This is a genomic window from Microcoleus sp. PH2017_24_DOB_U_A, from assembly GCF_020738205.1.
Taxonomy (GTDB): Bacteria; Cyanobacteriota; Cyanobacteriia; order Cyanobacteriales; family Microcoleaceae; genus Microcoleus.
On the sequence record NZ_JAEQCT010000112.1, the window covers coordinates 18,868 to 32,332 of the forward strand.

Genomic DNA, 13,465 nt, shown 5'->3' on the forward strand with positions numbered 1-13,465 from the left:
AATCGTTATTACTTTTAGAGTTATCCTATTGTAGTAGCTAGAAATAAGAATCGTTCTCAAAATCTGGAATTATGTTAGAAGTGCAAGACTTGGCTGTGAATTATCAAGGAATTTCGGCCCTCAACGGCGTGAATTTTCAGTTAGATCCGGGACAGTTAACTGGTGTCTTCGGGCCCAACGGCGCGGGGAAAAGCACGATGGTGAAGGCGATGCTGGGATTGATTCCGGCTTGTCGGGGGATAGTAAAATATCAGGGGCGGTTGTTGAAGGAACAGTTATCGCGGGTGGCTTACGTGCCGCAACGATCGCAAATTGACTGGGATTATCCAATTACGGTGCACAATGCGGTGATGATGGCGCGGACTGTCCAGACTGGTTGGTTTCGCACTCCCTCGAAGCAGTCGCAAGAATTAGTCAAAGCTGCTTTGCTGCGGGTGGGAATGTGGGATTTGCGCGATCGACAAATTGGCGAACTCTCCGGGGGACAGCAGCAGCGCATATTTTTAGCAAGATCGATCGCCCAACAAGCCGACTTATTCTTCTTCGACGAGCCCTTTAGTGCGATCGACAAAGCCACAGAAGAGATTATCTTCGATATTTTTGCCGAACTCAAAGCTGAAAACAAAACATTGCTAGTAATCAGCCACGATTTAGGCGAAACTTTAAAACAATACGATAATTTATTATTGCTCAACAAGCAGTTAATTGCCACAGGTTCCTGCCGGGAAGTCCTCACCGCCGCCAATATTCAAAAAGCCTATGGATACGATTTAAGCTTAGTTTCAGCGTGACTGGAAAAAAAAATATTTTTAACCGCAGATGAACGCAAATAAACGCAGATGATTATCTTATATCTGCGTTTATCTGTGTTCATCTGCCTCTATCTGCGGTTAAAACAATAAGATTATTGAGGTAAGTAATTAAATGTTAAACATACTAATTGAGCCGCTCAAATTCGAGTTCATGCGAAATGCGATCGCCGTCGGCATTTTGCTAGGAATTGTGTGCGCCGTTGTCGGCTCATACTTAATTGTACAACAAATGGGAATGATGGTAGACATGATTGCCCATTCAGTATTAGCAGGACTGCCGGTGGCATTTTCTTTAGGTTTCAATATTTCCATCGGCGCATTTATATCAGGAATCATCAGCGCCGTAATTATGGCATGGATTCAATCGCAATCCCGGATTAAAATAGATGCTGTTATGGCATTAATTTTATCTACATTTTTAGCAATTAGCGTCACCTTAATTAGCGTCTTGCGAACAACAAAACTAGACTTAGACGGGTTTTTGTTCGGGAATATATTGTCAGTTGCACCGTCTGACGTACAGCAGACTTTTATGATAACTGTAATTATTTTAGTCGCGGTTAAAATCTTTTACAAAGAACTGCTATTCTATACCTTCGACCCGCTAGGAGCACAGGCGTCTGGTTTGCCTGTAAACTGGATTTACTTGGGGATGATTTCGGCGATTACACTGACGATTGTGGCTAGTTTGCAAACTGTAGGCGCACTATTAGTAATTTCGCTATTAATCGGGCCAGGAATTACGGCGTATTTGTTGGTAAAAGAGTTACATTTAATGATGGGATTGGGCGCAATTATTGGAATTACAGCTAGTGTGACTGGAATGTATCTTAGCTATTATTTTAATATGCCATCTGGTGCGGCAATTGTCTTAGTTGTTTTTGGATTATTTTTAATGGCTTTGCTGTTCAGTCCCAGTCAAGGAATTTTGACAAGAAAGAGAGGAAAATGAGCGAGGGCGGGCGGGTTTTGTTCTGAGATTGTTTGCGAGTGTCACAATCACTAGCTAAACCCGCCCTACAAATATGCCTTTTTTACCAGAAAGAAGCTGTCAACTGTCAACTGTCAACTGTCAACTGTCAACTGAAGCTTACTTAGCTTGACAATAGGTTTCGTAAACACCATCAAGCAGTAAATTAAGAGCAAAAGTGGCTTTCTGGGCAGCTAACAGTGCTTCTTGTTGTGCTTCTTCAGTTTCACAAAGCTGTAACAGCGCTTCGCGGGTGGCTTGCGAGTGGAACTCGTCGGCTGTTTCGTGAACTTTAAAGAAAGACAAAGCAGCTTGTGAATCGATGCCGTAAAATTCCTTTAAACCAGCGATTTTGGTTGTGGAAACTTCGGGGATTTGTGCTTCGTAAGCGTAGAGGGCGGCTAAACCTTTGGCGGGAGATTCGCTGCGCGCTAAGTCTTTGAGAATGCGGACGGATTCGGTGGTTTTTTCTAAATGTTCGCGTTCGAGAACTGCATTTCTATCTAAACCCAAACCTTCGGCAAAGCGCAGCCACAATTCGGGGTGATTTGCGGCGCCTCTTTCTTCTTCTATGAGGTTTTCGAGGAGCATTTGACGAATTTTGATGTCGTCACAGGCGGCGTGGGTGGCGCTGACGTAGGTGGGGAAGTTGTGAACTTGCAGGTAGTATTCTTGTGCGTACTCTTGCAGCATTGCGATGTCGAGTTTACCTTCGTTCCACATTTGGTAGAACGGATGTTTCAGCAGGTGGTTTTGGTCGAGGATGCTGTTGAGTTGTTCGAGAAATTGCTGTTGAGTCATAATTGTCGATCGCCCTTAAGGATTGTGCAGCCACTAAAATGTTATGGTAATTTGGGATTTTGTCAATACCAAGTTTTCAATTGTTTATGTTTTTGCAACAATGGCGCGATCGCCCGTTATGCCAACTTAGCGCCGCCCGAACCCGTGGCCGCGCATAGACTTTGACCAAACCACCAATTCGCCGCCATTCCCGCCAGCCGCCAGAAATTGACCGTCAGGATGCCATGCGAGACACGAAAAACCGCCCTGTGCACCTTCTAGAACTTGCAGCAATTGTGCTGCTTCATACCACAAACAAACTTGACCGTCTGCGGATGCAGAAGCTAATAAAAATGTGTTAGGTTGAAAGGCGATCGCACTTACGACATTTTCATGCACCTCTAGGGCCCAACCTTCCCAACCGACACTTTCATCAGCATCTCTGTCCCAAACAGAAACACCTTGAGAACTCGAAGCAGCCAACAAAGGTGCACCCAAAGAATTAGTTTGATCCGACCAAGCCAACTCGCGAACTTTCCCCGGAAAACCCTGCATTACCCACGGTTCCAAATTACCCCATTCACTAACAATTAGAGTATTGTCCATATTGCCACAAGCTAAATATTGCCCTTGCGGCGACCAAGCAATTGCACCTGTTGCAGACGGTACTGATAAAAATTCTGGGTCTTCGTCCCAGTCATCGCCACTCCAAACTTTAACACCTTGATAGCCGCTAACTGCCAGGTATTGAACAATCGGATGCCATGCTAAATCTAGAATAGATGACGAGTCGAAATTCAGCGTTACTTCCACAACATTATCATCAGCATTCCAGATTTGAACGCAGCGGCCCATACTAAAAGCTAAATGATTGCAGTGGGGACTCCAAGCTAACTTATCAACCCAGACGCGCTTGTTATCCAAATCAGCAATTAATTCCCCAGAATTAACGCGCCAAATTCGCACCCGTCCATCCTGTCCGCCCGCGGCTAGGAATTGACTGTCTGCCGAAAAAGACAAACAATCTGCCGATTTTCCTGTGGCACTTTGCAGCGGTTGTAAGGACAATTTGTTAACTGCCCCTACTGTCGCCAACATTACTTCGCCCGCAGCAGAACAAACTGCTAAAGTTTTACCATCCGGCGACCAAGTAACAGCAGTTACGTAATCAGATAGCATTTCTTGAGCGTGAAATTGCAGAATTAGCTCACCGTGGCTGCTCTTTTTTTTACCCGTTTCTTTTACACTAGACACCGACGGAAATCCTCTCGCAATTGAGTTTCATTTAAGTTCCTGCCAATGAATACGAGTTCATTTTTCGGAGTTTCGCTATCTTTCCAAGCTCGATCCGGTCTGCCATCGAACAGCATATGTACTCCTTGAAAAACAAAGCGCTTTTCTTGTCCAGATACATTTAAAATGCCTTTTGTCCGAAAGATATCTGTGCCTTGAGTTCGCAATAATTCGCCAATCCAATCACTAAATTTGTCGCCATCAACAGCACCAGATTCTACTATTGCCATTGATTTTACTGTTGCATCATGTTCGTGAACGTGTACGCCCAAAAAGTCGGGTTCGATTTCTAATGCCCGGTTCAAATCAAATGCTTGGACGCCCAACAACGCATCAATTTCTAGTTCTGCGTTATGAGTGCGGTGGATTTTTGCTATTGCATTCATGGCGCGAATTCTTTTTTCTAATTCTGCCAATTCTTCCGCACTTACTAAATCGGTCTTGTTCAGCAAAACCACGTCAGCAAAGGCAATTTGTTCTTGAACTTCTTCGGCATCCCAATGTTGCCATACGTGCTTGGCATCAACGACAGTGACTACTGCATCTAGCAGCAGTTGATCCCGCATATCTTCGTCTACAAAGAATGTCTGAATTACGGGTGCGGGGTCGGCTAAACCTGTGGTTTCGATGACTATGTGGTCGAATTTGTCGCGCCGCTTCATCAAGTTGCCGATAATCCGAATTAAATCACCTCGGACTGTACAGCAAATGCAGCCGTTGTTCATCTCAAAAATTTCTTCGTCGGCATCAATGATGAGTTGGTTGTCGATGCCTACTTCGCCGAATTCGTTGACGATGACTGCAACTTTTTTGCCGTGTTCCTGTGTTAAAATGTGGTTGAGTAGCGTAGTTTTACCTGCACCCAGATAGCCTGTGAGAACGGTCACGGGAACTGATTCGATCGCTCCAGCAGTAACCATATTTTACCTCTAGTTTTGTAGAATGATAACCATTGTCGCTAGTTTAGCCTACACTTGTTGGCATCAGCAACAATATTAAATAATGTTAATAAATTGTTCGCCAGAGCCTGTCGGATTGTGCAGGTGGTAGTGAGGAATGCAAGTCCGCATCCATAGAAGAAGGACTTGCATTCCTCACTACGAACCTTTGTAGGTATGACCGATGACTCCAGACAATTAATTACCAATCATAGCTGCAATTCGATCGCGCTCCAACTCTTTGCCAATCAGCACCAGCTTGGTTTGACGGAGTTCGGAAGGTTGCCAAGGGCGATCGTAAAAACATTCTATGCGATCGCCAACACCTTGCAACACCATCCGCATCGGTTTCTTGGGAACCGCCACAAACCCCTTAATCCGATAAATTTCTTCCTGCTGCATCAAGGCTTGCAGCTTTTTCACCAAAGCTTCTGGTTCAAATTCGCGATCGGCAATAAAGAAAGTCGAGTTAATATCATCATCGTGCTCGTGTTCCTCTTCCGTGTCGTGGTGACTCGGGCGAGACTCCAAATCATCCTCAACTGCTGCATTAAATCCCAACAGCACATCCGGGTTAATTTCGCCAGCCTTGCAAGGCACAATTTTCACACTCGGGCGTAACTCTTGCTGCAACCAGGTTTGAACTTTCTGGTGAGTTTCCGCATCTACGCGATCGACCTTCGTCAACAGTACCATATCGGCACAGGCCAACTGATCTTCAAACAATTCCTCGATCGGCGTTTCGTGATCCAAACTCGAATCAGCCTCTCGCTGCGCCATCAAAGCATCAATATCGCCAACAAAAGTACCGTTAGCAACAGCCTCGCAATCAACAACAGCAACCACACCGTCAACTGTAGCGCCCGTGCGAATTTCCGGCCAGCGAAAAGCTTGAATCAAAGGCTTAGGAAGTGCGAGGCCCGAAGTCTCGATTAAGATACAATCAATTTGGTCTTTGCGCTTCAACAATTCCTGCATAGTCGGCAAGAATTCCTCTTGCACGGTACAGCAAAGACAACCATTAGTTAATTCGACAATATTGCTGGTGACAGTTTCTTCTTCATCGCAAACTTGGCAATCGCGCAGCAATTCTCCATCTATTCCGATTTCGCCAAATTCGTTAACTAAAACAGCAATGCGGCGGCCTTGATTGTTTTGCAATAAATGGCGAATTAGGGTGGTTTTGCCGCTACCGAGAAAACCAGTGATCACTGTAACAGGAATCTTGTGCATTATTAATTACCAATTGAGTTTTTAGAGTATGACACTTTATAGAAAGACAAGAGTGAAAATAAGTTGGAGTTAGGATTCAATCAACTCTTAGCAAACCTCTTTATTGTATCATAAAAATATTTGTACGAGGCTTATTAAATAAGGGTACGTAGTTGCGCTTGAGCGCTCTTTGACCTAGAGCGCTGAAGCGCAACTACATACCTCAGAAGTATTGTGAAACTTTTATCGAAGACTGAATCTATTTCCGCCATGTATCAAATTGGTCTTCAGATTGATAAGGGTACGTAGTTGCGCTTCAGCGCTCTTTGACCTAGAGCGCAAAGAGCGCAACTACATACCTTAGGAATAGAAATTAAATAACTTAAGCAAATTTGTGGGATGGGCGTCCCGCCCGTGCAGAAAGGACGGGCGGGACGCCCATCCCACAACAATCATCGAATTTCCGCCATCTATCAAATTGGTCTTCGGAACAACCATTGATAAATTTATTGTTCACCCAACCGTCAAGGATTGTAAAAGTTTCATTAGGAGCATTCCCAGAAGTTCGGGCCGCAATTTTCACCCAACTACCTTGTCTGCTAACAGCCCGAACTCCGTCTCCTCTTTTGAGTTTAGCTACAACTGGGTACTTATTGCCGGGGCCTTTGCGAATGTTAACCGGGCCGCCTTCACCTGTAATAAACGAGCATTGAGTTTGCTTTTTTAAAGCTTCTACTTTTTCCGGTGCCAGACTTTGCTCTTTCCCGAAAACTGGAAAGCTGTAAAGTGAAAAACTAAAACTTGCAAAGGCGGCTGCAATGAAAAAGGCTTTTGATTGACTCAAACTCAACATTTATTTAATCTCCTTGGGTTGGAAGGACTGAAGTCCTTACTGCGAAATGTTATTTTACCGAAGCAAACCATTCGGTAATGCCTTGGGCAATGGCAGAAGCTAACTTCTGCTGTTCTGTCGGATTCACAATCCATTCAAACTCTTCGGGATTGATCATAAATCCCAATTCCATTAAAACAGATGGAGCAACGGCAGGACGAGTCATCGCTAGATTGTTCCAGAATATACCATAGCTCGGACGGTTCAGTTTTGCAACTAAATAATTGTGCAAAAACATTCCCAAACTGTGCGCTTGCGGGTGAAACCAGAAAGCCCCGACACCTTTGGTATTTATCGCGTCGCCGTTATCTGGCAAAGCATTGTAGTGTATCGAAATTGCGATCGCAGGTTCTTCTTTTTGAATCATTTCCACCCTCGGCGGCAAATCCAAATCGACATCTTCCACCCGCGTCATTACCACATTTGCGCCCCGATTTACCAATTCCTCCCGCACCAATTTCGACACAATTAAAGCTACTGTTTTCTCGCGGTAGCCCGTGGGGCCAACCCCCCCGGAATCCTGCGGGCCGCCGTGTCCCGGATCGATCAGAATCTTAATTCCTGACAGCGGTTTTTCTGATGAAATCGGCACCGCGCTGGTATTTGTCGGCGGGTGTTTTAAAGACAGCACTAAAGTTGTGCCTTCGTATCTCAATTTATATCCCCACTGCTGGGCAGATTTGAGATTAAAAGTATATTGTACTTGTTGTGGCGAGATTTGTTGCCATGCCAAACGCGAAATTACTGGATCGTCGTCGAGACGAATAATGTCAGTTTGAGCGGTGGTATTGTACAGTGTTAAAGTAAAAGTGCGTTCACCTTCTTGCACCGTGACTGGGACTGGTATTTCTAAGGGGAATAAAACTTCTGTCCAGCCGGAAACTTGACGGGATCTGGCACTGCGAATAATCGATCGCGCAGGCACCGCATCCTTGACAATTCGCACCTCAGATGCTTTAATCCAAGCGCCGTAATCGAGCCGAATCCATTCTCCCTCGCGCCCGATAACTGTGGCGCGAGTTCCCTTCGGCAGCGGTGTCATCCGAGAGAAATCCGTACTCGCCCCGGTTCTAGCAACACCCGGATCTGCTGTGACTTCTGCTACTTCTAACTCGGCTGGAGAGAGGATAGAAATTTTGCCAGTACCTGGTTGAGTGATAATTTGCTCGTTCATTGTTAGATAAAATATTGGCACTCCTAAATCTATTTTTTCTGCCTTAGATTCGCCGGAGTTTTCCGGGGTAATAGCGCAGCCTTGATACTGTTCGCTACTGCCTTTTTTGATGGGGGAGTTTTCGCCTAACAAGACAGATTTGTTGTCGGGGAGTTCGACTTGCGATCGCGCTTTGAGAGGAATATCAACGCCAGCCAATTTTACCGCAACTCGCGCATTCGCCGGAGCGATCGCGCCGAAGCAGATATATTCCCCCGGTAAACTGGCTACATCGACTTTCGGCGTCAGGGAATCTTTTGCAAAAGCCAAGCCTGCGGGGACTTGTGGCTGATTAGACTCGCGCGTCACCTTAAGAAGAACTTGCTGATTTTGGTAACGCAAGCTAAAGACATTTTCGCCGATTTGCAGGGGAAAAGTCGGGGCGAAATGGCCGGCGGCGGTGCGCGCAATTTGCTGGCCATTTACCGATACTTGTCCGGTTGGCGGGGCTGTACCGATCAGAAAAATGCGATCGGCGATCGTTTTGTGGTTGGCGGGAGGATAAGCGACGGACAAAGGTTGAGCGGCCACAGCTACAGAAGAGAGGGCAAGTATCATCCCAAACACAACTAATGCTAAAAATTTTCTCATTCTAAAACGCAACTAATTGAGACTCGGTTGGTTATTTATACTCGAACTTCGGCTAAGAAACCCGGTTGATGAGGGTTAGGTGTAAGTCCTATTTACTATACAGGCCCCAGTTTATCAGGTTTGTAGTGCCAATTGGGCGATCGCACCTGAGAAACATCAATCAAGAAACTACACAACCACCCCTTCAATCTTCTCATCAGTTCATTCCTATAGCCTTTCTCAAAAAGATGAGGTATGACTGACAGCTTATATAACCGCTTAAACGTATAGAGTCCTCTTACCAACAACGTTCGCTAATCTTTCGCTAGATCCGCTATACAACTCCCATAACTGTCGCAACTTACGATCGCAAATTAAATAATTTACAGAACAATAAACTGGATATTAAAGGCAAAGTTGGTAAAATCAACTAATCTCAGAAATTCACAGGCAAGATGCCTTTAAACAGTTGACAGTTGACAGTTGACAGTTGACAGCGAAGTGATAAAAGCGGAGATTTAAACTCCGTTCTTATCACAATCTGCCTTCATGCTGGGGCTTCAAACCCTTGCTATTCGGTGCCACTGATAGAGAAGAAAAAAAAATAAACTTCTTCTATATCTTTCTTCTTTTCTTACTCATCCTTCGCGCCCTAGCGCTTACGCGCGGCTTCGCCTAACGCGCCTTCGCGGTTCGTCAAATATGTTTTATTTCAGTAACAACAGATTAAAATAATCAAACCAATCCAAACACAGCCATATATAAAACCGTGAATCGACTTCCGCCCGCAATAATTATCCTAGGTCAAAACAGCCTAGCGATCGCCAAAACAATCTCCAAAGTCTTCCCAGGTTCCCAGATTTACGGTTTAGTCGATCGCACATCCGACACAGATATCAACTTTAGCAACTTCGGCGAAACCTTGCGAGAACTATTCGCCACAGAAACCCCAATCATCGCCATCTGCGCCGCCGGAATCATCATCCGCACCCTCGCCCCGCTGCTGTCAGACAAACGCGCCGAACCCCCAGTCTTAGCCGTCGCCGAAGACGGAAGCGCCGTTGTACCGCTGCTAGGAGGTTTGCACGGAGTCAACGACTTGGCCAGAGAAATTGCCGCAGCCCTCGGCGTACAACCCGCCATCACGACGACGGGAGATATCCGGTTTCGCACGGCGCTGCTGAGTCCTCCCCAAGGCTATTATTTGGCGAATCCAGAGGACGCGAAGACTTTTATTTCAAATTTGCTCGCTGGGGCGAAAGTACAGCTAGAAGGGGCTGCTAACTGGCTTTCCGAGAGCAATTTGCCGTTAGCGCAGCCCGCCCCTACGGGGGCTACGCCAACGGAGAGGATCGCCCCCGAAGCCAAATTAACCATCCGCGTCACCGAAAAAGCCATTGTACCGACGCCCGACTGTTTAGTTTACCACCCGCAAATTGCAGCATTTGCACTTACAAATCTATCCTATGTTGAGCCGGAAATAGCAATTTCCTACGTGCAGCAAATCTTAGAAAACGCAGATTTAGCAGCAGCCTCGGTTGCCGGATTTTTTGCCTTAAAACATGATATGGGAAATCCGACTTTAGAAGCAATTAGCCAATTTTTTAAAGTGCCAGTCCGTTTTTTGAATCTTCCCGAACTTGTGGAATTCGACACAGTTAAATTAATACAATATAATTCCAGTTTTGATGTCACCGCCGCCCAAATTAGCCTGACAGCAGCGGGTGCAAACAGTCAGTTAATCGCATACGATCGCACAAACGCCTTTAGTTGCGCGATCGCACTTGCTACCGAACCGATCGATCCAAGTGCGATCGGCGTTAGTCGCGGCAAACTGGCGATCGTCGGTACGGGCCCCGGAGGCGCACCTTGGATGTCCCCGGAAGTTAAGGAAATTCTGCGGGAAGCCACGGATTGGGTGGGTTACAAGTTCTATCTCGACTTAGCCGGAACTCTGCGGGAAGGACAAAACAGGCACGATTCCGACAACCGGGAAGAGATCGATCGCGCGCGTTTTGCTTTAGATTTAGCAGCATCCGGTAAATCCGTCGCCGTGGTTTCGTCGGGAGATCCGGGGATTTTTGCGATGGCTGCGGCGGTGTTTGAGGCGATCGACTTTGACGCTAAACCCGAATGGGAAGGCATCGACATTCGGGTAGCACCGGGGATTTCTGCCATGCAGGCGGCCGCTGCTGCGATCGGAGCACCTCTCGGGCACGATTTTTGTGTGATTTCGCTTTCGGATATTCTCAAGCCTTGGGAGGTCATAGAACAGCGGATTTCGGCGGCTGCTGCTGCGGATTTAGTTATGGCATTCTACAATCCAATCTCGAAACAGCGGGTTTGGCAATTAAAAAGGGCGATCGAGATTTTGTTGGAAACTCGCGATCCTAAAACCCCAGTTGTATTGGGGCGAAACCTCGGGCGATCGGGCCAATCCGTGCGCGTTTGTACTCTTGGCGAATTCCAGCCGGAAGATGCGGATATGAGAACTTTAGTAATTGTCGGTTCGAGTCAAACTCGGATTATTCCTCGGAAATTTGGAGATATTTGGGTTTACACACCGCGCAGGTATGAGAAATAAGAAAAAACTCGGCGGTTGAAACCGCTGCTATACAAACGATGTCCGCCTCCGCGGACTAAAGAATCTGGCATATTGACGCTATAGCGCTATTGACACTAAGTCACTAACTAGAAACAGTGACACCAGTACAGGTTATGAACGATACCGATAAAGATAAGCCAGTCAAGCTCTGCTTTTACTGCGATGACGATTTGCGATCGCGCTTTCGATGGGTTTGTGCTTACCAAAATGCTTCTATGAACCAGGTTTTATTGGAACTCGTAGAAAACTGGCTTGCAGAAAACACCCCAGAAATCAGCAATAAGAGCCCATCTAAAAACGAAACCTCGCCAAAGTCAAAGCCCAAGCGGAGTAAAGCAGCAAAAACTGAGGAAATAAGCAAATGACCGATCGCCTAGACCGAATTGAGGCTATTCTTGAACAAACCGCGCGATCGCAACAACAGTTTGCCGATCGCATTAACCAGTTTGGCGCATCGCAACAGCAGTTAGCGGAGTCGCAACAGCAGTTAGCGGAATCGCAACAGCAGTTAACCGATCGCATTAATCAGATAGCCGTACAACAGCAGGAATCCCAGCAGCAAATCAGCCTGTTAACAGGAAAAATTAACTTGTTAACAGAAAGAACCGACGCCCTAACTTCTGCTGTTACCAAAATATCAGAAATTTTTGCCATCGACGTTGCTGAATTCAAAGCTAACTTTATGGCTGTGGAACGCCGGATAGAACAAATTGAAGAAAGAATTGAGCAAATCTGGCAGTATCTATTAGATCAGTTGCGTAGTCGCGGCAACGGAGGCAGTTAGATATCGCTTTTCTCAGGTAGATGAGCAGTTGAAAGCGATCGCCTCTATTGTAATTAGCAAGCGATTCATACTATTACTTCTCTAGCTTTTTTCACCTTATCTCTAAGTTGAGCTAATACATCATCTGCATTGAGCAACTCACCGCGTTGCGCCTGTTCTCGTGCTATATCGATTTTCTTCCGAGTTTCTTCAACCCAAGCTAAATAGTTTGGGTTGTTGCTGCTATCGGATAAAGTAATGTCGTCAATTAATAACAGCAAAGCTGTGTTAATTGCTTCTTCAAGAGAGGAATATTGACCGTGCTTTACTAAAGCTTCAAGGACTTGGGTTTGATCTGGACTCAAGGTGATTTGCATTGTGACCTCTGATGGTGCAAGGGTTGGACAATACTTTTACTGTATCTCATTTTATGAATTTGCGATCGGGCTGACGCCATGCTTCGCGCCGATTCGATTGCACTCAATTACAGTCTCTCGCCACCGAATCATTAAACCTTCCCCAACCATGAGTGGAATGGGCGTCCCGCCCGTCCCCCACCAACTAATTAAACCTTCCCCAACCATGAGTGGGATACGCGTCCCGCCCGTCTTAATTCTGACAATGAGATATGAAACAGCTTAATTCAAAGATGCCATTCTCACCTTTACCAGAAAATCATGGAGAGCAACCTTTGCATTAGGATTTGACGGTAAATGACTGTTAAAACTTGCATCTTCTAATACATTGATTAGCCGATCGCGCTCCTGGTGATAAAATGCAATATCTGTATCCTCCAGCACCGACTTTTCCGCCCCAGCCAGCTTGCGAGCAATCAAATCGGGAATATACGGTAACTGGAACTTCTCATTAAGTTTAACCAAATTCGCCTCAACTTGCCCCGTTTGCATCAAATGAATCCCCGCCAGCAACACCCGGTAAACGTACAGCAGCGGCTTAACCCGACGCGGGCTTTCTTTCTCAAACAATCGCCATTGAGTTTGAGCAAAACCGAGATAGTGGTGGCTGTGGTGCTTGGTAATGCAGTTCGAGGCGAGAGCCTTTAACTCCTCATGTTCCTCGCTACTGTAAACTATAAGCGGCGAATACAGTTGCTCCAACACATAGCCGTTGCGCTTCAACAGCAACTCCAGAAACTTCTTGATATCGTGAGTGACTAAATCGAGTTCCATCTTCTCCCGAACTTCCGAAACTTCGATTGTTTCGTCTCCAGAAATCAGTCCGATTACTTTTGGTAGCGGTAAGATATGAACTCCCCGCAAGTCGAAGTCGGAATCTGCGGAAGGAAAACCGTATAAGTGCGATCCGCTGACAGTCGCAAACAGCAGCGGGTAAGGTCGATCGGAGATAATCTTGACTAATTCGGAGATGTATTCTACCATAATTTTTCAAAATTCAC

The 13,465-nt window shown here is 46.0% G+C and carries 13 protein-coding genes; 5 read left to right on the plus strand and 8 right to left on the minus strand.

All coding sequences use genetic code 11. The features are described 5' to 3' along the window. The first annotated feature begins 71 nt into the window (after positions 1-71). Complete coding sequence (locus tag JGK07_RS27375) at positions 72-791, plus strand: metal ABC transporter ATP-binding protein (RefSeq protein WP_293185072.1); 720 nt, start codon at positions 72-74, stop codon at positions 789-791. Between the two features lie 133 nt (positions 792-924). Continuing rightward, complete coding sequence (locus JGK07_RS27380) at positions 925-1,764, plus strand: metal ABC transporter permease (protein ID WP_293193087.1); 840 nt, start codon at positions 925-927, stop codon at positions 1,762-1,764. Between the two features lie 138 nt (positions 1,765-1,902). On the opposite strand, the gene JGK07_RS27385 is transcribed toward JGK07_RS27380, so the two are convergent. From JGK07_RS27385 to JGK07_RS27410, 6 genes are all read right to left on the minus strand, one after another. After that, entirely contained in the window at positions 1,903-2,583 is a 681-nt protein-coding gene (locus JGK07_RS27385) for a CADD family putative folate metabolism protein (RefSeq protein WP_293193089.1), read from the minus strand. 126 nt (positions 2,584-2,709) lie between these two features. Continuing rightward, positions 2,710-3,816 (minus strand): WD40 repeat domain-containing protein, encoded by a 1,107-nt coding sequence (locus JGK07_RS27390; RefSeq protein WP_293185075.1) that lies wholly within the window; start codon positions 3,814-3,816, stop codon positions 2,710-2,712. Continuing rightward, the gene (locus JGK07_RS27395; protein WP_293185077.1) at positions 3,804-4,775 is read right to left on the minus strand and encodes a GTP-binding protein; all 972 of its coding nucleotides are present in this window, start codon (positions 4,773-4,775) and stop codon (positions 3,804-3,806) included. Before JGK07_RS27395 ends, JGK07_RS27390 begins: the two co-directional genes overlap by 13 nt. 216 nt (positions 4,776-4,991) lie before the next feature. Next, on the minus strand, positions 4,992-6,026 hold the full coding sequence (cobW, locus tag JGK07_RS27400) for a cobalamin biosynthesis protein CobW (RefSeq protein ID WP_293185079.1): 1,035 nt from the start codon (positions 6,024-6,026) through the stop codon (positions 4,992-4,994). 361 nt (positions 6,027-6,387) lie between these two features. Next, on the minus strand, positions 6,388-6,858 hold the full coding sequence (locus JGK07_RS27405; RefSeq protein WP_293291136.1) for an SH3 domain-containing protein: 471 nt from the start codon (positions 6,856-6,858) through the stop codon (positions 6,388-6,390). 49 nt (positions 6,859-6,907) lie between these two features. Next, a complete protein-coding gene (locus JGK07_RS27410; protein ID WP_293185082.1) occupies positions 6,908-8,701 on the minus strand; it encodes an N-acetylmuramoyl-L-alanine amidase in 1,794 nt (597 codons plus the stop codon). Between the two features lie 748 nt (positions 8,702-9,449). Between JGK07_RS27410 and cobJ the strand changes: the two genes are divergently transcribed. The 3 genes from cobJ to JGK07_RS27425 all read left to right on the plus strand — a co-directional run bounded on the left by cobJ (position 9,450) and on the right by JGK07_RS27425 (position 12,069). After that, positions 9,450-11,264: a precorrin-3B C(17)-methyltransferase gene (cobJ, locus tag JGK07_RS27415; protein ID WP_293212989.1), complete on the plus strand. Its 1,815-nt coding sequence runs from the start codon at positions 9,450-9,452 to the stop codon at positions 11,262-11,264. Between the two features lie 134 nt (positions 11,265-11,398). Then, positions 11,399-11,650, plus strand: a complete 252-nt coding sequence (locus tag JGK07_RS27420) for a plasmid partition protein ParG (RefSeq protein ID WP_293185086.1) — start codon at positions 11,399-11,401, stop codon at positions 11,648-11,650. Further along, positions 11,647-12,069 (plus strand): hypothetical protein, encoded by a 423-nt coding sequence (locus JGK07_RS27425; protein WP_293185088.1) that lies wholly within the window; start codon positions 11,647-11,649, stop codon positions 12,067-12,069. The genes JGK07_RS27420 and JGK07_RS27425 overlap by 4 nt, the downstream gene beginning before the upstream one ends. A gap of 65 nt (positions 12,070-12,134) precedes the next feature. Here the strand turns inward: JGK07_RS27425 and JGK07_RS27430 are convergent, their stop codons facing one another. Together JGK07_RS27430 and JGK07_RS27435 are read right to left on the minus strand one after the other, a co-directional pair. Continuing rightward, complete coding sequence (locus JGK07_RS27430; protein WP_293185090.1) at positions 12,135-12,425, minus strand: hypothetical protein; 291 nt, start codon at positions 12,423-12,425, stop codon at positions 12,135-12,137. Between the two features lie 261 nt (positions 12,426-12,686). Further along, the gene (locus JGK07_RS27435; RefSeq protein ID WP_293225808.1) at positions 12,687-13,448 is read right to left on the minus strand and encodes a nucleotidyltransferase domain-containing protein; all 762 of its coding nucleotides are present in this window, start codon (positions 13,446-13,448) and stop codon (positions 12,687-12,689) included. Positions 13,449-13,465: the final 17 nt, after the last annotated feature.